The 24,463-nt window shown below is 53.5% G+C and carries 22 protein-coding genes and 1 other annotated feature; of the genes, 7 read left to right on the plus strand and 15 right to left on the minus strand.

Going from position 1 to position 24,463, the window contains the following annotated elements; translation table 11 throughout:
• Position 1: 1 nt before the first annotated feature.
• Complete coding sequence (gene hisG / locus AC6HVW_RS09090) at positions 2–901, minus strand: ATP phosphoribosyltransferase (RefSeq protein WP_021179966.1); 900 nt, start codon at positions 899–901, stop codon at positions 2–4.
• Positions 902–971: 70 nt separating this feature from the next.
• Positions 972–1,107: a sequence feature (His leader region), on the minus strand.
• Positions 1,083–1,130 (minus strand): his operon leader peptide, encoded by a 48-nt coding sequence (gene hisL, locus AC6HVW_RS09095; protein ID WP_100396937.1) that lies wholly within the window; start codon positions 1,128–1,130, stop codon positions 1,083–1,085. It overlaps the preceding feature by 25 nt.
• Positions 1,131–1,413: 283 nt before the next feature.
• Between hisL and AC6HVW_RS09100 the strand changes: the two genes are divergently transcribed.
• The 3 genes from AC6HVW_RS09100 to AC6HVW_RS09110 all read left to right on the plus strand — a co-directional run bounded on the left by AC6HVW_RS09100 (position 1,414) and on the right by AC6HVW_RS09110 (position 7,242).
• Positions 1,414–2,238 (plus strand): SDR family oxidoreductase, encoded by an 825-nt coding sequence (locus tag AC6HVW_RS09100; protein ID WP_071680793.1) that lies wholly within the window; start codon positions 1,414–1,416, stop codon positions 2,236–2,238.
• A 398-nt stretch (positions 2,239–2,636) separates the two neighbouring features.
• Positions 2,637–4,730, plus strand: a complete 2,094-nt coding sequence (gene pqqU / locus AC6HVW_RS09105) for a TonB-dependent receptor PqqU (RefSeq protein ID WP_261397434.1) — start codon at positions 2,637–2,639, stop codon at positions 4,728–4,730.
• Between the two features lie 118 nt (positions 4,731–4,848).
• On the plus strand, positions 4,849–7,242 hold the full coding sequence (locus AC6HVW_RS09110; protein ID WP_071680791.1) for a glucose/quinate/shikimate family membrane-bound PQQ-dependent dehydrogenase: 2,394 nt from the start codon (positions 4,849–4,851) through the stop codon (positions 7,240–7,242).
• Positions 7,243–7,319: 77 nt separating this feature from the next.
• Here AC6HVW_RS09110 and rimO read toward each other — a convergent pair whose 3' ends face one another.
• The 3 genes from rimO to AC6HVW_RS09125 form a co-directional block, all read right to left on the minus strand.
• Positions 7,320–8,651 carry a 30S ribosomal protein S12 methylthiotransferase RimO gene (rimO, locus tag AC6HVW_RS09115; protein WP_024486320.1) on the minus strand — a complete coding sequence of 444 codons (1,332 nt, stop codon included), beginning with the start codon at positions 8,649–8,651 and terminating at the stop codon, positions 7,320–7,322.
• Positions 8,652–8,839: 188 nt separating this feature from the next.
• Positions 8,840–9,820 (minus strand): magnesium and cobalt transport protein CorA, encoded by a 981-nt coding sequence (locus AC6HVW_RS09120; protein WP_021179961.1) that lies wholly within the window; start codon positions 9,818–9,820, stop codon positions 8,840–8,842.
• 11 nt (positions 9,821–9,831) lie between these two features.
• Complete coding sequence (locus AC6HVW_RS09125; protein ID WP_059200347.1) at positions 9,832–10,251, minus strand: GNAT family N-acetyltransferase; 420 nt, start codon at positions 10,249–10,251, stop codon at positions 9,832–9,834.
• A gap of 131 nt (positions 10,252–10,382) precedes the next feature.
• Here AC6HVW_RS09125 and AC6HVW_RS09130 point away from each other — a divergent pair, with 131 nt between their 5' ends.
• On the plus strand, positions 10,383–11,486 hold the full coding sequence (locus AC6HVW_RS09130; RefSeq protein WP_071680790.1) for a PQQ-dependent sugar dehydrogenase: 1,104 nt from the start codon (positions 10,383–10,385) through the stop codon (positions 11,484–11,486).
• Positions 11,487–11,493: 7 nt separating this feature from the next.
• Here AC6HVW_RS09130 and AC6HVW_RS09135 read toward each other — a convergent pair whose 3' ends face one another.
• The 3 genes from AC6HVW_RS09135 to AC6HVW_RS09145 form a co-directional block, all read right to left on the minus strand.
• Positions 11,494–11,910, minus strand: coding sequence for a YjaA family stress response protein (locus AC6HVW_RS09135; protein ID WP_021804999.1), 417 nt, complete (start codon positions 11,908–11,910; stop codon positions 11,494–11,496).
• Positions 11,911–11,962: 52 nt separating this feature from the next.
• A complete protein-coding gene (locus tag AC6HVW_RS09140; protein WP_186486619.1) occupies positions 11,963–12,583 on the minus strand; it encodes a glutathione S-transferase family protein in 621 nt (206 codons plus the stop codon).
• A 73-nt stretch (positions 12,584–12,656) separates the two neighbouring features.
• Positions 12,657–13,313: an HAD family hydrolase gene (locus tag AC6HVW_RS09145; RefSeq protein ID WP_059200351.1), complete on the minus strand. Its 657-nt coding sequence runs from the start codon at positions 13,311–13,313 to the stop codon at positions 12,657–12,659.
• A 416-nt stretch (positions 13,314–13,729) separates the two neighbouring features.
• Between AC6HVW_RS09145 and AC6HVW_RS09150 the strand changes: the two genes are divergently transcribed.
• Positions 13,730–14,935: a serine hydrolase gene (locus AC6HVW_RS09150; protein WP_071680788.1), complete on the plus strand. Its 1,206-nt coding sequence runs from the start codon at positions 13,730–13,732 to the stop codon at positions 14,933–14,935.
• Positions 14,936–14,977: 42 nt separating this feature from the next.
• Here AC6HVW_RS09150 and AC6HVW_RS09155 read toward each other — a convergent pair whose 3' ends face one another.
• From AC6HVW_RS09155 to deoC, 4 genes are all read right to left on the minus strand, one after another.
• Positions 14,978–16,345 carry an L-serine ammonia-lyase gene (locus tag AC6HVW_RS09155; protein ID WP_071680787.1) on the minus strand — a complete coding sequence of 456 codons (1,368 nt, stop codon included), beginning with the start codon at positions 16,343–16,345 and terminating at the stop codon, positions 14,978–14,980.
• A 133-nt stretch (positions 16,346–16,478) separates the two neighbouring features.
• Positions 16,479–17,777: an HAAAP family serine/threonine permease gene (locus AC6HVW_RS09160; RefSeq protein ID WP_021179954.1), complete on the minus strand. Its 1,299-nt coding sequence runs from the start codon at positions 17,775–17,777 to the stop codon at positions 16,479–16,481.
• Positions 17,778–18,733: 956 nt separating this feature from the next.
• Positions 18,734–19,498 carry a DNA-binding transcriptional repressor DeoR gene (gene deoR / locus AC6HVW_RS09165; RefSeq protein WP_065685372.1) on the minus strand — a complete coding sequence of 255 codons (765 nt, stop codon included), beginning with the start codon at positions 19,496–19,498 and terminating at the stop codon, positions 18,734–18,736.
• A 177-nt stretch (positions 19,499–19,675) separates the two neighbouring features.
• On the minus strand, positions 19,676–20,356 hold the full coding sequence (gene deoC / locus AC6HVW_RS09170; protein WP_071680786.1) for a deoxyribose-phosphate aldolase: 681 nt from the start codon (positions 20,354–20,356) through the stop codon (positions 19,676–19,678).
• A gap of 226 nt (positions 20,357–20,582) precedes the next feature.
• Between deoC and AC6HVW_RS09175 the strand changes: the two genes are divergently transcribed.
• On the plus strand, positions 20,583–21,401 hold the full coding sequence (locus tag AC6HVW_RS09175) for an aldose epimerase family protein (protein WP_071680785.1): 819 nt from the start codon (positions 20,583–20,585) through the stop codon (positions 21,399–21,401).
• A 30-nt stretch (positions 21,402–21,431) separates the two neighbouring features.
• Here AC6HVW_RS09175 and ybjG read toward each other — a convergent pair whose 3' ends face one another.
• Both ybjG and AC6HVW_RS09185 read right to left on the minus strand, forming a co-directional pair.
• Positions 21,432–22,037: an undecaprenyl-diphosphate phosphatase gene (ybjG, locus tag AC6HVW_RS09180; RefSeq protein ID WP_071680784.1), complete on the minus strand. Its 606-nt coding sequence runs from the start codon at positions 22,035–22,037 to the stop codon at positions 21,432–21,434.
• 6 nt (positions 22,038–22,043) lie between these two features.
• On the minus strand, positions 22,044–22,790 hold the full coding sequence (locus AC6HVW_RS09185) for a phosphatase PAP2 family protein (protein WP_071680783.1): 747 nt from the start codon (positions 22,788–22,790) through the stop codon (positions 22,044–22,046).
• A gap of 172 nt (positions 22,791–22,962) precedes the next feature.
• Here AC6HVW_RS09185 and eco point away from each other — a divergent pair, with 172 nt between their 5' ends.
• On the plus strand, positions 22,963–23,475 hold the full coding sequence (gene eco / locus AC6HVW_RS09190) for a serine protease inhibitor ecotin (RefSeq protein WP_071680782.1): 513 nt from the start codon (positions 22,963–22,965) through the stop codon (positions 23,473–23,475).
• 67 nt (positions 23,476–23,542) lie between these two features.
• Here eco and lpxA read toward each other — a convergent pair whose 3' ends face one another.
• Positions 23,543–24,334: an acyl-ACP--UDP-N-acetylglucosamine O-acyltransferase gene (lpxA, locus tag AC6HVW_RS09195; protein ID WP_071680781.1), complete on the minus strand. Its 792-nt coding sequence runs from the start codon at positions 24,332–24,334 to the stop codon at positions 23,543–23,545.
• Between the last annotated feature and the right edge of the window lie 129 nt (positions 24,335–24,463).

Consider the following 24,463-nt stretch of genomic DNA (forward strand, 5'->3'; position numbering starts at 1 on the left):
GTTACTCCATCATCTTCTCAATTGGCAGCACCAGAATGGAGCTGGCACCCAGGGCTTTGAGTTTTTCCATGGTTTCCCAGAACAGGGTCTCACTGCTGACCATGTGCATCGCTACGCGGTTCTGAGAGCCTGCCAGCGGCAGAATGGTAGGGCGCTCGGCACCCGGCAGCAACGCGACGATTTCATCCAGGCGTTCGCTTGGCGCGTGCAGCATGATGTATTTGGATTCGCGCGCCTGGATCACGCCTTGGATGCGGGTCATCAGGCGGTCGATCAGCTGTTGTTTGGCTTCCGGCATTTCACCGTCACGCTGGATCAGGCAGGCTTTCGAGCGGTAAATCACTTCCACTTCACGCAGGCCGTTGGCTTCCAGGGTGGCGCCGGTAGACACCAGGTCACAGATCGCGTCTGCCAAGCCTGCGCGCGGAGCCACTTCCACCGAGCCGTTCAGCAGGCAGGATTTAAAACGAACGCCTTGTTTATCGAGGTATTGCTTGAGCAGGTGTGGGTAAGAGGTAGCAATGCGGGAGTCTTGCAGGCTTTGCGGGCCGGAGTATTCGCTATCCAGCGAGGTAGCCAGCGACAGGCGGCAACCCCCAAAGTCCAGGCGGCGCAGCGTGAAGTAGCGAGGATCTTCGCCCTGAGCACGGCGGTTGAGCAGTTCCTCTTCCAGCACGTTCTCACCGATGATGCCCAGATCCACCACGCCATCCATCACCAGGCCTGGGATATCGTCATCACGTACGCGCAGGATATCGATCGGCATATTCTCGGCGAAGGCAATCAGGCGTTGTTGCTGCAGGTTGATCTTGATGCCGCAGCGGGCCAGCAATTCCTGAGACTCTTCGCTCAGGCGGCCTGATTTCTGCATGGCGATACGTAAACGTGTTTTGTCCAACATGGTAACCTCTGTTTAATCTGTAATTTTATGAATTTGTTATTAAATTTATATTTTCTGTCTGTCCGGAGCCAAAAAAAAACCCTCGGAAGATATCTTCCGAGGGCTCTTTCTTGCGTTTAGTTCGTTCTACGCGCCACTGGAAGATTCGAGAATCGTCTTCCAGCACACATCGCCTGAAAGACTAGTCAGGATGATGGTGATGATGGTGGTTGAACTGAACGCGAGTCATGTCATTTCTCTTTAAAATTGGGTCAGCCAGTGCTGAGGTGCTAATTAAGCTAAACTATCCGTTGTATAACATGCAACCCTTTTTTGTGGTTATGAATTTAATTTATTGAAAGCGACTGAGTTATTAGCCGCACGCAGCTTTACTCAACCTTAAGGTTAACCGATTGTAACCACCAGCGCGGTGGCGTAGCCTAGGGGAGTATCCGACTGTCGCCTGCGGTGTGGCCAGTGGTCCTCTGCAACGGTGAAGTTGGGCTTGTTAGTCGATTTTTAGGGGCATACTGATGAAAAAAGTCGCCATTGTGGGTCTGGGTTGGTTAGGGATGCCGCTGGCTTTATCGTTAATGGGCCACGGGTATGAAGTGGTTGGCAGTAAAACTACGCCGGATGGGGTAGAAGCCGCGCGGATGAGCGGTATCGAATGTTATCGCCTGGAACTGACGCCGGAGCTGATTTGCGAAGCTCACGATCTGGAACAGCTGTTGTACACGGATGCGTTGGTGATCACTCTGCCAGCCAGCCGTACCGTCGAAGGGAGCGCAAGCTACTTTGATGCCGTACGTATGCTGGTAGACAGCGCGATAGCGTTTGGTGTGCCGCATATTATCTTTACCAGCTCCACGTCGGTTTACGGTGAAACCACCGGCACCGTTCGGGAAGATTCGCCGCTCAAGCCGGTGACGTCGGCTGGCCGAGTGCTGGAAGAGTTGGAGCTTTGGCTGCATCAATTACCCAACACGTCGGTGGACGTTTTGCGCCTGGCAGGGCTGGTGGGTGGGGATCGGCATCCAGGGCGTTTCCTGGCGGGTAAGGTTGACGTCAAGGGCGGTTCGCACGGAGTCAATCTGGTGCATCAGGATGACGTGATTGCGGCCATTCAACTGCTGCTGAAGCTGCCGAAGGGCGGGCACACCTATAATCTTTGTGCGCCAGGCCATCCGCTCAAACGTGATTTCTACCCGGCGTTAGCCGAGCAATTGCATCTGCAACCTCCGCAGTTTGCGCAAGAAGATGAACAAGAAGGGCGGCTGGTGGACGGCAGCCGTATCTGTAATGAGCTGGGGTTTGAATATCAATACCCAGACCCGAATCGCATGCCGATCAGTTAACCCAATCAAACTGTCCCGCAGCTTGCGGGACAGTATCCCCCTAAAATAACTTTGCTTATTTTTAATCTGTCAGTTTGATTATTAAACTCGACTAAATTATAAGGAAATTAATTTTACGCATTGATATTGAAAGTAATAATCGAAATCCTTCCTATTCCCCCTTCTGAGATACATCATCTATATTTATCATTTGTGTAAAATTCGAGTTAACGTAAGTTTGAGTTTCTCTCCGCTATTTTCAAACTGTTGCGATAAGTATTAACATATGCTCGGTTTTTTCTAAAAGGTACCTATCCTCTCAAGCGTCTAATGGCAGTTTTTACATGAATTTTATTAATAAAAAAAATACAGCGATCTCACCTATCGCCATTTCTGCGCTGTTACCTTGCGCTCTGTGTATGGCGGTAAACGTACAGGCCAGCGATCGGGCAGTGGACCCATCTTCCCTGGTGGTCACGGCCAAGCGCAGCGGTCTTTCAGAATTGAGTACTCCGGCAGCGGTTAGCGTGCTTAATGGCGATGAACTTCGTCAGGCCAGGCCGCAGATTAATCTCTCCGAAGGGCTGGGCAGCGTGCCGGGGCTGCAAATTCAAAATCGCCAGAATTATGCACAAGATTTGCAACTGTCAATCCGTGGGTTTGGCTCGCGCTCAATGTACGGCGTACGCGGTGTACGTATTTATGTGGATGGTATTCCTGCCACCATGCCGGATGGCCAAGGGCAAACGTCGAATATCGATCTTAATTCAGTGAACAAGATTGAGGTTCTGCGCGGGCCGTTTTCCGCTCTGTATGGCAACGCTTCCGGCGGCGTCATCAACGTAGAGACCGAAACCGGCCAACAGCCGGACAAGATTGAAGCGGGCATGTATAGCGGTAGTGACGGCACCTGGCGCTACGGCATGAAAGCCAGCGGCGCAACTGGCGATGGCTTTCATGCCGGTGACGTGAACTACGCCGTCTCCGCGACCCGTTTTACCACTGAAGGGTTCCGTGACCACAGTGGGGCACGCAAGAACCTGGGTAATGCGCGTTTGGGTGTGCGCATTGATGATGTCAGCACGCTGACGCTGTTGTTTAACTCGGTGGATATTAATGCCGACGATCCCGGTGGTTTAACCGAAGCCGAATGGCACGACAATCCGCGCCAGGCACCAAGAGCCGATCAATACAACACGCGTAAAACCATTTCGCAGACCCAGGCCGGGTTGCGCTATGAACGCCAGATGAGCGCCAATGACGATCTGAGCATCATGACTTACGCCGGTGAGCGGGAAACCACGCAGTATCAGTCAATTCCTGTAGCCGTACAGCAGCGTAGTGAACAACATCCCGGCGGAGTGATCTCTCTGGCGCGTCATTACCAGGGCATCGATACTCGCTGGACTCATCGCGGTGAAATCGCCACGTTGCCCTTCAGCGTGACGGGCGGGCTCGACTACGAAACCATGACCGAGCAGCGCAAAGGCTATGAGAATTTCACGGTAGTCAACGGCGTTAACGAATTAGGGACCAAGGGTAATCTACGGCGGGATGAACGCAACCTGATGTGGAATGTGGATCCCTATCTGCAAACTTCCTGGAACCTGACTTCCCGTTTGACGCTGGATGCCGGAGTGCGCTTCAGCACCGTCAATTTCGACTCCAACGATCGCTATATTACCGGCAGTAATGGTGACGACAGTGGCGATGCCCGCTATCACCAGTGGCTGCCAGTAGGCTCGCTCAACTATGCGTTGTCCAAGGGCTGGAATGTGTATGCTTCCGCCGGGCGTGGTTTTGAAACCCCAACCATCAATGAACTCTCTTATCGCCCAGGTGGCGTGGCGGGGCTCAATCTCGGTCTAAAACCTGCTACCAGCGATACCGTTGAGCTGGGAAGCAAGACCCGTATCGGCAACGGCCTGTTCAGCGCGGCGTTGTTCCAAACCGATACCAAAAACGAAATTGTCGTTGATGAGAGCAGCAACGGGCGCACCAGCTACAAGAATGCGGGGCAAACCCGTCGACGTGGGCTGGAGTTAGCGCTGGATCAACAGTTCAGCTATGACTGGCGTCTGCAAATGGCTTGGACGCTGCTGGATGCCACTTACCGCGATGATGTCTGCGGTGACAACATCTGTTCTGCCGCAAAGCAGGTGCCGAAGGGCAACCGCCTGCCGGGGATTGCCCGCAATATGGGGTACGCCTCGCTGGCCTGGTCGCCGCCGCAAGGTTGGTTCGCCGGTGCTGAAGTGCGCTACATGAGCGATATCCAGACCAACGATCAGAATTCACAGCAGGCACCGTCCTACACCGTGGCGGCGCTGAATACCGGATATCGCTACCCGGTAGGGAACTGGCAATTTACCGTTTTTGGCCGGGTGGACAATCTGTTTGATCGCCAGTACGTCGGCTCGGTGATTGTCAACGAAGGCAATGGCCGCTATTTCGAACCCGCTCCAGGCAGAAACTGGGGTGGGGGCATGAGTGTTGCTTATTCATTTGAGTAGTAAGCAGTAGTACAGCGGGGAACCTAACCCCCGTTGAGTTGTTATCTTGGGATGGTTATTTATGACACCAGTGAGTGCGCCAAAATTTGCGTGTTGCTAGCGGTGGGAGAAAGTGAATATGGCAAAGACAGGCAATAAACGAAGTATAGGGAATTACTTGATGTGGCTGCTGGGGGGGCTGATGGGCGTTATCGGCCTCGCGCTGGCAATCGGCGGCGTTTACCTGGCTTCATTGGGAGGGAGCCTCTATTTTGGGCTGATGGGCGTGGTGATGCTGATCGCTGCGGTACTGGTGATCAAGCTCAAACCTGCGGGCATATGGGTGTATGCGCTGGCCTTTGTGTTCACCCTGATTTGGGCGTTGTGGGATGTTGGCCTGGATTTCTGGCCGTTGTTCTCACGCTTGTTTATGTTCGGCGTGCTGGCCTTGCTGGCCGCGTTGGCCTATCCATGGTTGAAGAAACGTGCCGGTCATCCGGTTCGCGGCTTCGTCAGCTATTCTTTGGCTGGGTTGCTGGCGGTTGCGCTGGTGGCCGGATTTGGTTACACCTTTGTGCCTACGCCACTGGTGGCGGCCAAGGAAGATATTCCGGTTAAACCGGTGGCTGCCGGTAGTGAGCAGAAAAACTGGGAACATTGGGGGAATACCACCCACGGTGACCGTTTTGCCGCGCTGGATCAGATCAACAAGTCTAACGTCAGCAAGCTGAAGGTGGCGTGGATTGCCCATACCGGCGATATTCCACAAAGCAACGGTTCCGGCGCTGAAGACCAGAATACTCCGCTGCAGATCGGTAATACCCTGTATGTCTGTACCGCCTACGGCAAAGTGCTGTCTTTGGAGGCCGATACTGGCAAACAGCTGTGGTCCTTCGATCCTAAAGCCTCAGCACCTAACTGGCAGCGCTGCCGTGGCCTGGGTTATTACGACAATGCGGCTCAGCCTGCCTCATCGCCAGTGGTTGCCGCTAACGCTACGGCACCAGCCATGTGCGAACGCCGTCTGTTCCTGCCAACCATCGATGCGCGTTTGATTGCCATTGATGCCGAGACCGGCAAACCTTGCGCCGACTTTGGTGATAACGGCACCGTCGATCTGAAAGCGGGCATGGGCGAAGTTAAACCGGGTTATTACCAGCAAACCTCAACACCATTGGTGGCGGGTAACCTGGTGGTGGTGGGTGGCCGCGTGGCGGACAACTTCTCTACCGGCGAACCTCCTGGTGTGGTGCGTGCTTATGATGTGCATACTGGTGAACTTGCCTGGGCGTGGGATCCGGGTAATCCGGCCATTACCAAGCTGCCACCAGCGGGTGAAACCTATACGCGCGGTACGCCGAACGTATGGTCCGCAATGTCTTACGACGCCAAACTGAATCTGATCTATCTGCCGACCGGTAACGCCACGCCTGATTTCTTCGGCGGCGAGCGTACCGCGCTGGATGATAAATACAGCTCTTCCATCGTGGCTGTTGATGCCACCAGCGGCAAAGTGCGTTGGCATTTCCAAACCACGCACCATGACCTGTGGGACTTTGACCTGCCGTCTCAACCGTTACTGTACGATCTGCCAGATGGCAAGGGTGGTACGACACCCGTGCTGGTGCAAACCAGTAAGCAGGGCATGATCTTTATGCTCAACCGTGAGAACGGTCAGCCGGTGGCGAAAGTGGAAGAGCGTGAAGTACCGCAGGGCAATGTGCCTGGCGAACGTTACTCCAAAACCCAGCCGTTCTCGGTGGGAATGCCGAATATTGGCAACCAGACGCTGACCGAGTCAGACATGTGGGGCGCAACGCCGCTCGATCAACTGCTGTGCCGTATCGAGTTCAAAGGGATGCGTCACCAGGGCGTCTATACACCGCCGGGTATCGACCGTGCTCTACAATATCCTGGCTCATTAGGTGGGATGAACTGGGGTAGCGTTTCGGTGGATCCGAACAATGCCATCATGTTTGTTAACGATATGCGTTTGGGGCTGGCCAACTCGATGGTGCCACGCAGCCAGGTGCCGACTGGTGCCAGCGGCATCGAAATGGGGCTGGTTCCGATGGACGGTACGCCGTTCGGTGCGATCCGTGAACGCTTCCTTTCCCCACTGGGCATTCCATGCCAGAAGCCACCGTTTGGCACCATGTCAGCGGTAGACCTGAAGTCAGGCAAGCTGGTGTGGCAGGTTCCGGTAGGTACGGTGCAGGATACGGGGCCGCTGGGCATCAAAATGCGTATGCCGATGGAAGTTGGCATGCCAACGCTGGGTGCTAGCCTGTCTACTCAATCCGGTCTGCTGTTCTTTGCTGGTACTCAGGATTTCTACCTGCGTGCCTTCGATACGGCAACTGGGAAAGAGATCTGGAAAGAGCGCCTGCCAGTGGGCAGCCAGTCCGGCCCAATGACCTTTGTCTCGCCGAAGAACGGCAAGCAATACATTATCATCAGCGCGGGTGGTGCTCGTCAGGCCGCAGAGCGGGGTGACTATGTCATTGCTTATGCTTTGCCGGACGAAAAGTAACTAGTTGGTAGTTCACCAATAAATAAAGGGGTTAGCATTACTGCTAACCCCTTTATGGTTTTCCGCGGTGGTCGAAATCAGACCTTGGAACCCCAGAGATCGTACTCGTCGGCGTTCTCAATCTTCACTTTGACGATGTCGCCGACTTTGACATTGGCTTCACCGTTGAGGTAAACCGCGCCGTCGATTTCCGGTGCGTCCGCCATGCTGCGGCCAATGGCACCTTCCTCATCCACTTCGTCGATGAGCACCAGCACTTCGCGACCAATCTTGTCTTGCAAGCGTTGGGCGGAGATTTGCTGCTGCAGCTGCATAAAGCGATGGAAGCGTTCTTCCTTCACTTCTTCTGGCACCGGGTCGGCCAGTTCATTAGCGGCAGCACCTTCTACTGGGCTGAACTTAAAGCAGCCAACGCGATCCAGCTTGGCTTCAGTCAGGAAGTCCAGCAGCATCTGGAAGTCTTCTTCGGTTTCCCCAGGGAAGCCAACGATAAAGGTGGAGCGCAGCGTCAGCTCCGGGCAGATTTCGCGCCAGCGCTTGATGCGCTCCAGCGTGCGCTCAACCGCGCCTGGGCGTTTCATCAGCTTGAGGATTTTCGGGCTGGCGTGCTGCAGTGGAATATCCAGATAAGGCAGGATCTTGCCTTCGGCCATCAGCGGGATCACGTCATCCACGTGCGGGTAAGGGTAAACGTAGTGCAGACGCACCCAGGCACCCAGGCTGGAAAGCTGTTCACACAGGCTGACCATGCTGGTTTTTACCGGCTGGCCGTTCCAGAAACCGGTACGGTGTTTGACATCGACGCCGTAGGCCGAGGTGTCTTGTGAGATCACCAGCAGCTCTTTCACCCCAGATTCCACCAGGCGTTTGGCTTCATCCAGCACGGAGCCGATCGGGCGGCTGTCCAAGTCACCACGCATCGATGGGATGATGCAGAAGGTGCAGCGATGGTTACAGCCTTCGGAAATCTTCAGGTAGGCGTAGTGCTTTGGCGTCAGCTTCACGCCCTGCGCCGGGGTCAGGCTGGTAAAGGGGTTATGCTCCGGTTTCGGCACATATTGGTGAACGTGGGACAAAACCTGTTCGTAGCTGTGCGGCCCGGTAATTTCCAGGACCTTCGGATGCACCTCACGGATTTGGTTTTCCTTGGCACCGAGGCAGCCGGTCACAATCACCTTGCCATTCTCGTTCAAGGCTTCACCGATTGCTTCCAGTGACTCTTGAACGGCGCTGTCGATAAAGCCGCAGGTGTTCACGATCACCAGCTCAGCATCATCATAGCGGGGCACTACCTGGTAACCTTCGTTACGCAGTTCAGTCAGGATCCGTTCAGAATCAACCAGGTTTTTCGGGCAACCTAGTGAGACAAAGCCGACACGGGGGGCTTTTGGGGTCATAGTTTGTGACATAGCTCAATCCAAAATAGAAACGGGCGGATTTTACACTTGGGCAACGGGAAATTACACCGTTATATGTTGGCGGCGTAAACAAAAACGGCCCAGATTGCTGACAAAGCCAGACGGGCGCATGCAGCGCCCTACGTAACGTAGCCAGCAGTAGTCTCGGCTCTAGCAGTATAGGCCGTTTTGATGGCGATCTATAACCAGCCGGAACGCTTGAGTTTTTGGTACAGGAAGAAGCAACCGGCGACGGTGACGCCCAGCGTGGTGTGGTAAGCCCAGGGGAACTTCAATTCGGGCATATCGGCAAAGTTCATGCCGTACAGGCTGAAGATCACCGTTGGAATGGCCAGGATCGCCCCCCAGCCTGCCAATCGCTTAACCACTTCGTTTTGCTTGACGGTCACCAAGGCCAGATTGACGTGCATGGCGTTGGTCAGCATCTCGCGCATATCGTCTAGCGTGCTGGCGACCTGCCGAGTATGGTCTTGCACGTCGCGAACGTAGGCCCGCAGCTCTTTGGGGATCACATCTTCATGCAGATGGATCAGCTGGTTGCAGATCTCATCCATCGGCAGGGCGGCATTCCGTAGGCCGAGAAGGTGGCGGCGCAGGCTGTAGACATTTTCGATGGCGGTTTCGTCAAACTCCGACCTGAACATGTTGGACTCGATGTCTTCGATCATCGTTTCGAACTTGCCGACGATATGGCGATAGTTGTCGACGATAAAATCCAATACCGAATACAGCGCAAAGCCAGGCCCATGGCACAACTGCTTGGGATTTTCCTCTGCCTTGGCGCGGATAGGGGCATAGCTGGAGGAAGCGCCGTGGCGCACGCTGATCAGGAAGTTTTTACCCACGAAAAAGTGGGTCTCACCGTATTCGACTTCTTCTTTCATCCACTGCGCGGTTTTCACCACGATGAACAGCGAGTCACCGTAGGTCTCTATTTTCGGCCGTTGATGGGCGCATAAGGCGTCTTCGATCGCCAGATCGTGCAGGCCGAACTCCTCCTGGATCTTGCGCATGAACGCGTCTTCCGGTTGCCACAAGCCCAGCCAGATAAAGGTGTCCGGCTCCTTGACCACTTCACTGATATCCTCAATCGTCACGTCCGTCAGCCGTTTACCGGCCTTGTACGCCACGCAGTTGATGACCATTGCCTGGGTTTCCATCGCGTTACCTGTCAGTCTGTGAGGGTTTTGGTGAAGAAATAGCGTTCATGTTCTACCGGCGCATTGTGCAATGTCATTTGCAATTGGTAACCTTGTTTTTCGTAGAAAGGACGAGCCTGAAAACTGAAAGTATCTACACGCGCATATTTGCAGCCATCCGCCATTGCCTGCTGTTCTGCTTTCTTGATGAGCTTACTGCCTACACCTTCGCCGCGTAATGTCTCAGAAACCCATAACAGATCGATGCTTAACCAATTGCCTACGGTGCTGCCGGTTAACCCAGCGAGTTTATTACCCTGATCATCCAGGACAAAAACCCCGATGTTTTTGTTCAGGATATCGCCGACAAATTGGCGGTTAAAAGTCTTCAAATGATTGCGAATCTCTTCGGTATCTTCTGGCTGTAGTGCGTCTGTTACGGTGATTTTCATGGTGCCTCCTGGATGGTTCAACTAACTTAAGCACAGTAAAGGAAAAATGCAACATATTGAAATTTAGATTAAAGCATGAACTTTACCATCTGGGCTAAACTCATTGGACTCTACCAATTTAAGGAGAAGACATGTTGCGGCCTTTTTTGATTGCGGGTTGGTTGCTGTTCGGCAATGGCCTGCTGCATGCGGCACCGGTAGTGACTGAATTACAGGACAGGCTTGAGCATCCCTGGTCGCTGGCCATCTTGCCGAACGATAGCGGTATCCTGATAACGGAACGTCCTGGTCGTTTGCGGTTATGGCAGCCGTCTGCCGGACTTTCCTCACCGATTACCGGTGTGCCGGACGTCTACGCGCAGGGGCAAGGAGGATTACTAGACGTGGTGCTGGCTCCGGATTTTGTCACTAGCCGCCGGGTTTACCTTAGCTTTGCAGAGGCGGGGGATGCCGATAAAGCTGGCACCGCTGTCGGCTATGGGCGCCTGAGTGCAGACAATAAACAGCTGGAAGATTTTCGCGTGATTTTCCGCCAACAGCCCAAGTTGTCTACCGGCAACCATTTTGGCTCTAAACTTGCCTTTGATCGTCAGGGCTATCTGTTTATTACCTTGGGTGAAAACAACCAACGGACGACAGCACAGGAAACAGACAAGCTGCAAGGCAAGATTGTGCGGCTAACGGCAGAGGGTAAGGTACCTGCCGATAACCCGTTTGTTGGTCAACAAGGCAAGCGACCGGAGATTTGGTCTTATGGCCATCGCAATCCACAAGGATTGGCATTGAACCCCTGGAGTGGGGTGATTTGGGAGCATGAGCATGGCCCACGCGGTGGTGATGAAATCAATATTCCTCTGCCGGGCAATAACTATGGCTGGCCAATAGCGACCTATGGGATTAATTATTCAGGGCTAGCTATCCCTGAGGCTAAGGGCCAGGTTGTGCCTGGGACCGAACAGCCGCTGCATTATTGGAAAGTTTCGCCGGGGATCAGCGGAATGGCCTTTTACGACAGCCAGCGATTCCCAGAATGGCAGCATTCTCTGTTTATTGGCGCGTTGGCACAACGGGATCTGATCCGTTTGACACTGGACGGTGACAAAATAGTGGCAGAAGAGCGGCTATTGGGCGATCGCAATGAGCGTATTCGCGACGTTCGCGTTGGGCCAGATGGTTACCTTTATCTGCTGACTGATGACAGTAATGGGAAACTGCTGCGGGTTGGGCGCGATTAGCGCCCAGTCAGATGAGTTTGAGATCGGCGGCGGTGAGCACCTGGTCGGAGTTCAGTGAGAAAATCCGTTTTACCGTGTCATCACTCAGAGGATGCGGGTCCGCATATACTGAGTGATATCCTTTGGGAAAGCTTGCAACGGTAATTTCCTGCAGGATCCGCTGCTCTACCTGGCTTACGCCGCCTTCCAGCATTTCCATTGCATGGATCACTATGTCATGACGTAAATGGCGGCGCTTAAGCTGATTGAGAAAGCCAGGGAAAAACTCTGGTACCAAATTATACAGGCAGTATTCGGCAATAAAAAACTGGCCGACCAGCAGCCGTTGAGTGCTGAAAGGGCCAACTCTAGAGGCGGTCTTCTGAGTATCGAGGCTTTTCAATGTCAGATGGTTTTTGCGTACCTGTAAATAAAACAATGACATGCTTTTGCGTCCCTGCGTTGTAATAAGTGCCCCATCTGGGACACCTTGGTAATCAAGTGAGTGAGATCATCACCGCGTGCTGGTAAGCAGGGCGTGCGCATAACCGCTGATACCAGCGTTCCATATGCGGGCTGGGTTGGCGTTCGATCGGCATGGAAAACCAGGCGTAAACAAAGCTGCCGAGCGGAATATCGCCGATGCCGAACTCTTGGCCTGAGAGGTAGGGCTGCTCAGCCAATGTGCGTTCGATGATCGCAAAGTGTTGCTCCAGTTCAGCAATGCCAGCCTCAATCAGGGCCATATCACGCTTTTCGGGCGGAGTGCGAACCATGCCCCAGAACACGTTGCGGAAGGGGGCGGTGATGGTTGAGGTGTTCCAGTCCATCCATTTCTCTGCCGCAGCACGAGCCTGGAGATCCTGCGGGTAGAATGGCGTCTGGCCGAATTTGGCCGCCAGATAACGCACGATGGTATTGGATTCCCACAACACGAAATCCCCATCTTGCAACAGCGGCACCAGGCCGTTGGGGTTAAGCGAACGGTAAGGCTCTTCGTTAACCTTGCCGTAGGCACCACCGGCGTTGATATGGGTGTAATTCAGCCCTAACTCTGCGGCACACCAGCGCACTTTTTTGACGTTGTTAGAATTTTCACGGCCCCAAATGGTCAGCACAAAGCACCTCCTCATCGACGGATAAAAGTAACCCTCATACCTACGCTACAAAGCCGTTTTTGTCACCTTGAAATCAGCGTTCCCAGTGGCAGACCTCCCAACCATGCTGTTCTGCCAGCGCACTAAGATCGCTATTCGGGTTAATGACGGTGGCGCTGTCGACGTATTCCAGCATGGCTTTATCGTTAATGGAGTCGCTATAGCCATGGCTATGGGCAAATTGCAGTTCAGGGTGTTGCTGCAGCCACTGTTGCAGGCGGATGACCTTACCCTGCTGATAGGTCATGGTGCCGTAGGTCTTGCCGGTAAAACGGCCATCTGCCACTTCGACACCGATAGCCAAAGCGCCATCGGCCCCCAGTTGCTCGGCGATGGGGGCAACCAGGTGTTCACCGGTTGCTGAAATCACCAGAATGCAGTCGCCGCGCTCGCGATGCCATTGCATGCGTTCGCGTGCCGCGGGGTAGACGCGGGGCAGGATATCCCGGCGAATATAGCGCTGCACCCAACCGGCGACGGTCTGGGTACTCAGACCCGCCAGCGGAACCAGCGTTGCCTGCATATAATCTTCCATCGACAGCTGGCCTTGATAATAGGATTGCATCAACAACTGCTCTTGGCGTTCCAACTCTGCCGGGGCGAACCCTTCGGCCACCAGCCAGCGAACCCAAAGGCTGGCGCTGTCATCATCAATCAGGGTTTCATCCAGGTCGAACAGGGCTAAATCCATCAATATTTCTCCGGCAAGGAATGCTGCGGGCTACAGGATAACGGATACGCGCGGCGGCTAGCCAGTTGCCGCGGTGAAATGCGCAGAGCATAAGTAACTTTGATGACAGTGCGGCGACGGTTTGTTGAAAGTTTGCATAACCTGGCAGCTAGCCTGATTTGCAGCCAATTTCTCTGCGGTAACGTACAGTTATGTAAAAATGCAGAAAAATCAGCCTAAACCCTGCAAAAATAAGAGCAATCTAATAAACTCACAACGAGGGCACTTTCGGTGCCGCGTTGGCCCAAATGGGAGCCGCTGGGTATTTCGCGGTTGGCAGCGCGGCCTGGTGCCACTCTCGCTGGTTGGCTGAAAACGTGAACATGTTTGAAAGTTAACGCTATTTCAATGGTTTGAATGGACACTCTGGCGACGTCATGATGAAAAATAACCGTTCTACTCCTCTTGGTAAATTGGCCCTCAGCGTAGGTGTCATGTTGTTGATTGTGCCTACCGTACAGGCAGCAGAGGCTCCGGCCGCACCGCAGGTCGATGCGAAAGCCTATGTATTGATGGATTACAACAGCGGCAAGATCCTGGCAGAAGGCAATGCGGATACACGCCTGGATCCCGCGAGCCTGACTAAAATCATGTCCAGCTATGTGATTGGCCAGGCGATGAAGGCCGGTAAAATCAAACCGGACGATCTGGTCACCGTGGGCAAAGATGCCTGGGCAACCGGCAACCCGGTGCTGCGTGGTTCTTCTTTGATGTTTATCAAACCCGGCGATCAGGTGCCGGTATCGGAACTCAATAAAGGCATCGTCATCCAGTCAGGTAACGACGCCAGCATCGCCTTGGCGGATTTCGTGGCGGGTAGCCAGGATTCGTTCGTTGGCTTGATGAACAATTACGGCAAGTCCCTCGGCCTGCAAAATACCCACTTCCTGACCGTGCATGGTCTGGATGCCGAAGGGCAGTACAGCACCGCACGTGATATGGCGTTGCTGAGCCAGGCGCTGATCCGCGACGTGCCGGATGAGTACGCGTTGCATAAAGAAAAAGAGTTCACCTTCAACAAGATCCGCCAGATAAACCGTAACCGCCTGCTGTGGAGCACCAACCTGAACGTGGATGGTATCAAAACCGGTTACACCGGCGGGGCCGGGCATAACCTGGTCGCCTCGGCCACCGATGGCCCAATGCGCCTGATTTCGGTGGTGCTAGGGGCTCCGAGCGACCGTGTGCGCTTTAGCGAAAGCGAGAAGTTGCTGACCTGGGGCTTCCGCTTCTATGAAACCGCAACGCCGATCAAGGCCGATAAAGCCTTTGTGACGCAGAAAGTGTGGTTTGGCGACGTGGGTGAGGTGCCGCTGGGCGTGGCGAAGGATGCCGCCGTCACGATTCCTAAGGGGCAGATGAAAAACCTGAAGGCCAGCTACAAGCTTAACCAACCGACGCTGGAAGCGCCGCTGGCGAAAAATCAGGTGGTGGGCACCATCGATTTCCAGCTGGATGGCAAAACTATCGATCAGCACCCGTTGGTGGTGATGCAGGAAGTGAAGGAAGGGAACTTCTTTAGCCGCATGTGGGACTTTGTGATGATGAAGCTGACCCAGTGGTTTGGCGGTATTTTCGGCTAATCTTTGTGTGATAAGGGGCCAACAGTGGCCCCTTCTGCTAGATCAATTACACGCCACAACCTTGATGGCCAACCCGCCCTGCGATGTCTCGCGGTATTTGGAGTTCATATCCTTGCCGGTTTCGTACATGGTCTCGATCACCTTATCCAGGCACACACGCGGCTCGCTGGTGCGACGCAGTGCCATACGGGCGGCGTTGACTGCCTTCACGGCAGAAATCGCGTTACGTTCGATACACGGCACCTGAACCTGTCCGGCCAGTGGATCACAGGTCAGCCCCAGATGGTGCTCCATGGCAATCTCTGCGGCGATACAAACCTGCGCCGGGCTGCCGCCCATCAGTTCCGCCAGACCCGCTGCCGCCATTGAGCAGGCCACGCCGACTTCCCCTTGGCAGCCCACTTCGGCACCGGAGATTGAAGCATTCATCTTGTACAACGTGCCGATCACACCGGCAGTCAGGAAGTAACGGCTGTAGGAGTTGGTGTTCACCGGGCGGATAAACTGGTCGTAATATGCCAGCACCGCTGGAATGATACCGCAGGCCCCGTTGGTGGGCGCCGTCACCACCCGGCCACCCGCAGCGTTCTCTTCGTTAACCGCAAACGCGAACATATTGATCCAATCTACTACGTTCATCGGGTCGATATTGTTCTTGTCACCGGTGACCAGAATGCGGCGCAGGGCGGCGGCACGGCGTTGTACCTTCATTGGGCCAGGGAGCAACCCTTCGGTATTCATACCGCGTTCGATACCTGCACGCATCACCTGCCAGACGTCGGCAAAATGCGCTTCGATCTCTTCTTTGCTGCGTAATGCCAGTTCGTTCTGCATCACCAACCCGGAAAGCGAAAGCCCGGTATCTTTACAGTGCTGCTGCAAATCCAGTGCGGAGCGATAAGGGTAGGGGATCGCGACGCTATTGTTGGCCGATTGGCCGAAGTTTTCTTCATCAACGATAAATCCGCCGCCGATGGAGTAATAGGTTTTGCTGTGCAGTAACCGATCGCCAGCATAGGCGCTGATCGACATGCCGTTTTCGTGCAGCGGCAGGTTAGTGCTATGGAAGTTCATGCCACCAAGCTGTGGAAAATCGACCTCGTGCTCACCCTTTGCCAACAACAGGCGGCCACGCTGTTCTACATCACGAATAAAGCCGGCGATGCTGTCGATGTCCACATCATGGGGCAGATTACCCGCCAGGCCCATAATAATCGCGATGTCGGTATGGTGCCCTTTACCCGTCAGTGACAGTGAGCCGTAGACGTCAACCGCCACCCGCGTTGTATCGTGGAGTTGCCCGGCAGCCTGCAAATCATCAATAAACTGTTTACCGGCTTTCATCGGGCCGACGGTGTGGGAACTGGAAGGGCCGATGCCAATTTTGAAAATATCGAAAACGCTGACCATAGTCTCGCTTCCTTCTTGAAGTTAATTCCCTCAGCCTGCCGTTTAGGGGGCATATGGGTCATGCTTGAGTTCGCGGCGGGGTAGGAGGGGAGATTCGAGATAGCCGGTGCCATAAGGCACCGGCTGAGCGCTATTAACCGAACAGTGTGTACAGTATGGCAGAGATGGCAATCAGGCCCATCACGACCACAAATACGTTGCTGATATGGCCGCTGTACTTGCGCATGGCAGGCACTTTACGGATCGCATACATCGGCATCAGGAACAGCAGCATCGCGATGATTGGGCCACCCAGGTTCTCGATCATGCCCAGAATGCTTGGGTTCAGCGTGGCAACGATCCAGGTGGTCACCAGCATGAAGATGGCAGTGATGCGGTTCAGCTTGTGGGTGGTGATGGTCTTGCCACGGCTTCTCATCGATTTGGCAATCATGCCGTTAAAGCCTTCACGAGCGCCGAGGTAGTGGCCCAGGAAGGATTTGGTGATGGCGATAAAGGCGATGACTGGTGCGATGTACTCGATAACCGGGTTGTTAAAGTGGTTAGCCAGGTAAGACAGGATGGAGATGTTTTGCGCTTTGGCTTCGGCCAGATCCGCCGGGGACAGGCTCAGCACGCAGCTGAAAACAAAGAACATCACGGTCAGCACCATCATGATGTGTGCGTAGCCCAGGATGCGGGAACATTTCTTCTCAGCGTCCACGCCGTACTCTTCGCGTTTTGCTACAGCAAAGGCGGAGATAATCGGTGAGTGGTTGAACGAGAACACCATAACCGGGATTGCCAGCCACAGGGTGATCACCAGGCCGTGGCCCAGGCTGCCGCCAGAACCGGCCAGTGAGACGTTTTCGAAGATGGCACTGCTCCAGTTAGGGATCAGATAAAGCGCCAGCAGCATCAGCACCCCAACAAACGGGAATACCAGGATACTCATGGTTTTCACGATCGCCTGCTCACCGAAACGCACGATGCCCATCAGGCCAACGATCAGGATCAGCGACAGGATGGCGCGTGGTGGCGAGGCCATACCCAACTGGTGGGTGATGAAGCTGTCCACGGTGTTGGTGATCGCAACGCTATAAACCAGCAGGATTGGGTAAATGGCGAAGAAGTAGAGCAGGGTGATCAGTTTACCTGCGCTGATACCAAAGTGTTCTTCTACCACTTCGGTGATGTCTTCACCTGGGTTTTTGCCGGACAAAACGAAACGGCATAGGCCACGGTGGGCAAAGAAGGTCATCGGGAAGGCGATGATGGCCATGATGATCAGCGGGATCAATCCACCGATACCGGCGTTGATTGGCAAGAACAAGACGCCAGCGCCGATGGCGGTGCCGTAGAGGCCCAACATCCACATGGTGTCTGATTTACGCCAGGCCGTGCTGGAACCTGAGGCTGCAGAGGCGATAGTGCCGGTCTGTGTAGTGTCCATAAATATCTCCGAGGTGAACACGATAATTTAAAATAAAAAGAAAAACTTAAGTTTAAAATCCGCTGGTGAAATAAGTTGCTATCCCGCCAGTGGTAAAATCAGTTGTTACAACTAGAGGTTGAATTGCGCCTCTGAATTGTTTATCAGGCTAATGATGTTGCTAACCTGTCCAAATGGTTTCTGCTGTTAACGGGGTCAACGCCGATGTTTCTGTCGGAGGAGCAACTGCCCACCGATTTTGTTGGCGGCAAGATAACGATTTACAGCAGAAACAACCGTGATCTTGCTCCCAAATGCGTGATGTGTGCGGCTAAAGGCTTTTATTGTAAATTTTCATGCAAATGTTGCGCGTTTGTGCGAAACATCATGCTGCAACCGCTCTCACTATATCCACAGTCTTTATCCGGTTTGAGTAATGTTTATCCAGATAAAAACCTGTCTTGCGTGGCAGGGCGAGCAATATATTTTATGTGATGGATTGGATCTAGCTAAAAAGCTGGATTTAGCTGTTTTAGTGATATAGATCACGTTTGGTTATTGTAGGGGAAAATCTTATCTTATTGTTTTTAAACTTATTTAATGATTTTGATTGTCGATATGGCTGGAAACGGATGGCCGTAATAAGACGATTTTAATCATCATATGAATAAGGATAAATTCTGATAATTTGATTAAAAATAGCTGATAATTTTTAAACAAAAGGCAGCATAATGAGGCTGGTGGAGGTAAGGAGCCATTTTATCCGGGGAAGATTTGATGCAAATTACTGCAATAATGTTCTGCGCAGAATAATAACGCTGGCAAGTTGTTGCAATCCATTAACCTGTAATTATCGGCCAATAGGAATATTTTAAGTTTAATTGTTTAAAAAAAAGCCTGAGTTTAACGAGAAATTGGCAACCGCGTCCCTCAGGTAACACCAGGGACACGGCATAAAATCGGCAGTGAGGCCAAGATCAGAAACGCAAAGTGACCGCGTGTTGGTTGAAAAAGTCGATGAATTCAGGGTCAGGCTGGCGATCGGTGATGACTTTGTCGAACAATGCCAGCGGCCCGATGCAGGCAGGCTTGGTTTGGGCAAATTTGCTGTGGTCGGCGACCAGGATTTTTTGCTGCGCCTTGTCCAACGCTTTGTGTTTCATCGCCAGTTCATCAAGATTGAAGCAGGTTGCGCCATGCTGCAGAGTGATGCCTGCCGCGGAGATAAAGGCCACGTTAGGGCAGATGTGGTCCAACTCGTTATGTTGGCCAACAGCGGTGAAAATGTAGTTGCTCGGTTTGAATTCGCCGCCGCACAGGATCACCTTGCAGTTGGGCTTGTCCTGCAGCGCCAGAAAGGTGTTGAGTGAGTGGCAGATGGCGGTAAAGGGGAGTTCATCGGCAATGGCGTCGATAATGGCCGGGGTGGTGGTGCCACAGTCAAAGAACACCGTGTCGTTTTCGTTGACCAGCGGTGCCGCCAACATGCCAATACGGCGCTTTTCCGCCACCTGCTTGGCTTTCTGATCGGAGACAAAATAATTGGTGACTCCGTTGATACGCGGATCGGCTACGACATAACCCCCAAGCAGGACCACCGCCGCAGGTTCGGCACTGAGATCGCGCCGGATGGTCATTTCCGAGACGCCGAGCAGTGCGGCTGCTTCTTTTAAGTGGATCTTGTCAGAACGCTTTAGAGCCTGAACTAGCCGGTTGATACGTTCGTCGCGCCGGGTTTCCATCAGTTTTTCCTACAGGTTTATACCCCAAGTTTCTCAAGTGTGGCCGAAAGGGATAAAGGAGCCAAAAGTTTCTTTCGTTCGCTCCAACACAATAATGCGGAGAAGTGCAGACCCAGTTCGCACTGAGGGCACAACCCCGCATTAGATGTCGCTATACCTAGATAGAGCTAGCGAAAATCAGTAGCTACCGGTGGCCGCCGCATCGCCAGAAACGATCGCAACGCCCGAGCTGGTGCCAATACGTGTTGCACCAGCGGCAATCATTTTCCCAGCGGTAGCGCGATCGCGCACTGCGCCAGAGGCTTTGACGCCCATCTCGCTGCCTACGGTAGCACGCATCAGTTTGACGTGGTCTTCACGAGCGCCGCCAGTGCTGAAACCGGTAGAGGTTTTAACGAAAGCGACATCCAGTTCACGACACATTTCACAAACCACAACGATTTCTTCATCGCTGAGCAGACAGGTTTCCAATATTACCTTCAACGGGATAGCCGCGCAAACTTCACGCACCGCGGCGATATCGGCCTTCACTTCGTCATTCAGGCCGCTTTTCAGCCAACCGACGTTGATCACCATGTCGATTTCCTGGGCGCCAGCGGCAATGGCAGCTTTGGCTTCGAAAGCCTTGGAGACGGTCAAACCAGCCCCCAGAGGGAAGCCGATAACCGAGCATACTTTAACGTTGCTTTCCTGCAACAGGTGAGCGGCCAACGGGACATAACCCGAGTTAACGCAAACGGCATAGAAATTATGCTGACGCGCTTCTTCGCACAGTTGGTTGATCTGGCTTTCCGTGGTGTCCATAGCCAGCAGGGTATGGTCGATATAGCGAGCGTAATCAATCTGTTCAGTAGTCATGGTAATTCCTCAGTGGGTGTAATAACGCTTTTGGATGTTAGTGATGTTATAATCCTAACATTGTCACATCGCGATTGGTAGCTGTATTAACACTAATTTTTGAGTCATAAGCGGAATTGATGAGCACCATCTGCCACAGAATGCGCTGGTAAATGTTATTTAAATAACATAAATTACACCTTGACCAATTCGTTCACGGTGCAACGACTGCCCCTGAGGAAAGAAAATGAAGACGATCATTAATCTGAGCCCTGGATTGTTCGGCACACAGCCGAATGAAGTGTATTGCGGCGCTGGTTTTACGGTGACCGCGTTTATGTTTCCTGGTGATATCGCTGCGTTAGCGCTGCAAAACCAGCGGGGTACCTTAACGTTGTTGCCCTACCAGGATTTGATGATTTGGGATGCGGTGTTTGACGGCCAGTCTCTCAAAGCAAAAGCCAGCCGATCGCAGCCTCGACGTAATGATGCCCGTGGCTGTTTTGCCTCTCACCAAGGCTTGCCAGCTAATTATGGTGCGGTGATTGATGTCTGGCTGGAGGTAGAAGAGGAAGCGATCGCTGTACGAGCCAGCACTGCCGATGGCCCTTGCCGCATCCAACCTGCCGTTAAGCTAGCCGCCAACAGCACACAGTTCAGTATTGAAATGGTGATCAACAACCTGGCCGAGCAGGCCCAGCCATTGAGTTATATGTGCCATATGAACTATGCCTGTGAAGAGGGTGCCGTTTTCCGCCAAAATCTGCCGGGCTGTGCGCTCAATATCCGTGATAATCCACTACGGGTCATTTGCTCTGACGACCTCTCGCTGTATGTCGATCAGGCCGAGTTCTTTATGCTGGCGCCATGCGGCAGAAGGTATGTAACCCGTTTTGCCACCCGCCAATTCAGCTATGCCGTCTTACAGCGGCCACGAGCCAACTCGCGGGCGACGGCGTTTGTCCAGCCGGCCAGTTGCAGCCCAGAGGTTGCAGCGATACCAATGGCAGTGATGTTGAAAGCGGGGGAGATGCGGGAGTTCCGCGTGACGACCGGTATGCTATAGCTGGCGGGGGCAAGCCCCCGCGGGCAGGTATTACTCCTTGACCCATCCTTTACGGATCGGGAAGGCAAACAGGAAATGGTACAGGCGCGTCAGACGTTGGGCGATGGCATCACCAAACAGATTCCACACCAATTGGGCAAACAGACACCCCACACCACCCAGCAGGAAACCGCCCACCATATCCAGTGGCCAGTGCACACCAAGGAATACGCGGGACCAGGCAATGGCGACGGCCGCGACCATCAGCAAAATACCTGACCAGATACGATGCCAGCACAGGAAGGCCAGGGCAAAGGTGAAGATGGCAGTGCCATGATTGCTAGGGAAAGAACTGTCTGGTGCATGCGCCAGGAAGGTATAGCCGATACCGGTGACAAACGGGCGCTCATGGGGTAACAGCGCGCCGATAGCTGCCGAAGCGCTCATGGCAAATAACAAGGCAATGGTCGTTTTGGCTACCACTTCTCGCTGTGCTGCCAGTTGGCTATGTGCCCCCCAGAACCACAGGCCGACAATCAGCAGGGGGATAATGGCGATCAGATCCCGCGCGATGAAGGTGGCAAGGTCGATCAACCATTCCGGGCTGGCCGGGGTGGCATCGATCCAGGCGAAAAGAAGATAGTTCAACTGCTCCATTAAGTATTACCTCGTCTTACGGCGAAAATAGCCGCTGATACACCAATAAACAGCCAACTGGCTGAACCAAACCCACCACCCGGCCCACAGGTTATGGGAAAGAAAATGTGCGCCCCGCATGATCTGGCCAAAGCCCATCAGCATGCCAAGCGTGATGCCGCCCAGCCAGCACCAGTAAGCCAGGCGCGGGCGTTGCGGATAAAACAGAAAGAACAGCGCCATCACGGCGAAGCCGCTGGAAGCGTGGCCACCGGGGAAGCAACGGCCAGGCCCCGAAAACGCTGGCGTGGTGCCAAACAGTGGAAATGACATCGCTTTGCCACCGTACTCCATCAGATCCCAAGGGCATGAGTGTGCGCTGGTGGCCTTCAGGATCCCCACCACCAACGGCCCAATGCCGATCAACAGCATGGCGACGATCAGCCTTGCGTTACGGCGATAAATTCCCCAAAGCAGCGTCAGTACCGCTCCGGCGATCACCGAAATCTTTAACAACCGATGGTTGATCAGATCCAGCCAGTAGTTGTTCTGCCACGGAAAACGCTGGCTGGCGGCGTCATACCAATAATGACTGACCGCCCAATCCAGCTGTTCATTGCGTGACAGCCAGATAAACAACAGTGCAGTCACCAACAGCCCAAAGGCTTGCCAACGGTAAAAGGATGCGGGCAAGGAGTAAAGGGCGTCAGTCTGAATTTGGCTAGCCGTTGAGGATTGATTTAATGACGATTGTTTGGCGTTTGCTGGGTTCACACGAAGGCTCACAGGCGGTAATGGATCAGGCTACTGTAATCATCCCGTCTTAAGAAAACCTTAATAGATGGCAAGGGGTCTGAGGGTGATATCCAGATTTGACCTATAATTTAACGGCGTAAAGTATGCTAGCGTAGTTGGGTATTTAAGTTATGAATTGTAAGGATAAAAAATGAACAAGCTTTCTATGGTAGTGACCAGTCTGCTGATGGCTGCGTCTGTCAGCGCCGTTGCTGCAACCACCGCAAGTACTGACGATCTCAATATGCAGCCGTTGGAAAAAGTAGCACCGTTCCCGAAAGCGGAGCCGGGTATGAGCCGGCAGGTCATTTATTTACCCAAGCAGGAGAATGAAGATAACTTCAAGGTTGAGCTGCTGATTGGCCAAACGCTGGAAGTGGATTGCAACCGCCACATGATGGGCGGCAATCTGGAGAGCAAAACGCTGGCCGGTTGGGGTTACGACTATTTTGTACTGCCGAAGCTCTCGGCTCCGGCCTCTACCATGATGGCTTGCCCGGATAATACCAAGCGTCAGGAGTTCGTTGCCGCTAATCTGGGGGATGCCGCGATGCAGCGCTATAACAGCCGCTTGCCGATCGTGGTTTACGTGCCGAAGGACGTCGAGGTGCGCTATCGCATCTGGTCTGCCAGCGAAAATACTGGCCGTGCGGTAACTAAATAAACGACTGTAGACTACGCCATGAAGGGGCGCCGCATGCGGCGCTCATCTGAATATTCAATGGCAGAGCCTAGCGGATAATACCGCGCGCCGAGCGTGAGAAGAAAGAAGTATACCATTGCAGTAGCGGATAGGTTTCGCTCAAGCGCTGCACTTCCTGTTTAACCTCACTGATCGCCAACGCATTGTGATAAAGCATGTTATACAGGGTTTGGATCACCTGCTGTTGCTGCTCGCTCAGTGATTGGAAAGCTGCCGCTGATTCGTTAACACCGATGGGGGCCGCGTGGTTGCCACTGGCACTGACAAAAGGTGGAACATCCTGCACCACGCCGGACTGATGGGCGATATGCGCATGGGCACCCAGCAGACAAAACTGATGTATCGCGCACATATTGCCGATCTGCACAAAATCATCCAGCTCAACATGCCCGGCCAGCCCCGAGTTATCACCGATAACCGTAGTATTGCCGACAATGCAATCATGGCCAATGTGGACGTTGTTTAAGAACAGGTTGTCATTGCCGATGGTTGTTCGCCGATAGCCTTGAGTGGTGCCGCGATGAATGGTCGCATTCTTGCCGATCCTGTTTCTGTCGCCGATCACCACGTCCGTAGCTTCACCTGCATATTTCAAATCCTGATTTACTTCGCCGATGATGGAAAACTGCCCGATAACGTTATTGCAGCCAATCCGGGTGAGGCCGTTAATGCTTACATGAGAGGCTATTACCGTGTCATCACCAATCTCGACGCCAGCTGCAATGATGCAGAAAGGGCCAATGCTGACGCGCGCACCGATAATCGCCCCCGGTTCAATCAAGCTGTTGCTTGCGACCCGGGCAGAGGGAGAAATTGACATTGCGTTATCCTGATGATGGCGCGTGGCGTTTCCGGCACTCAGGGCCAATCATGGGTAAATGATTAAGCCTAAATTTGGATTAATCTGAGAGTAAGCGTCGAATGGGAGGGGAAAGGGGTGGTCGTTGGA

It is taken from the genome of Serratia sp. NCCP-200 (assembly GCF_059697885.1).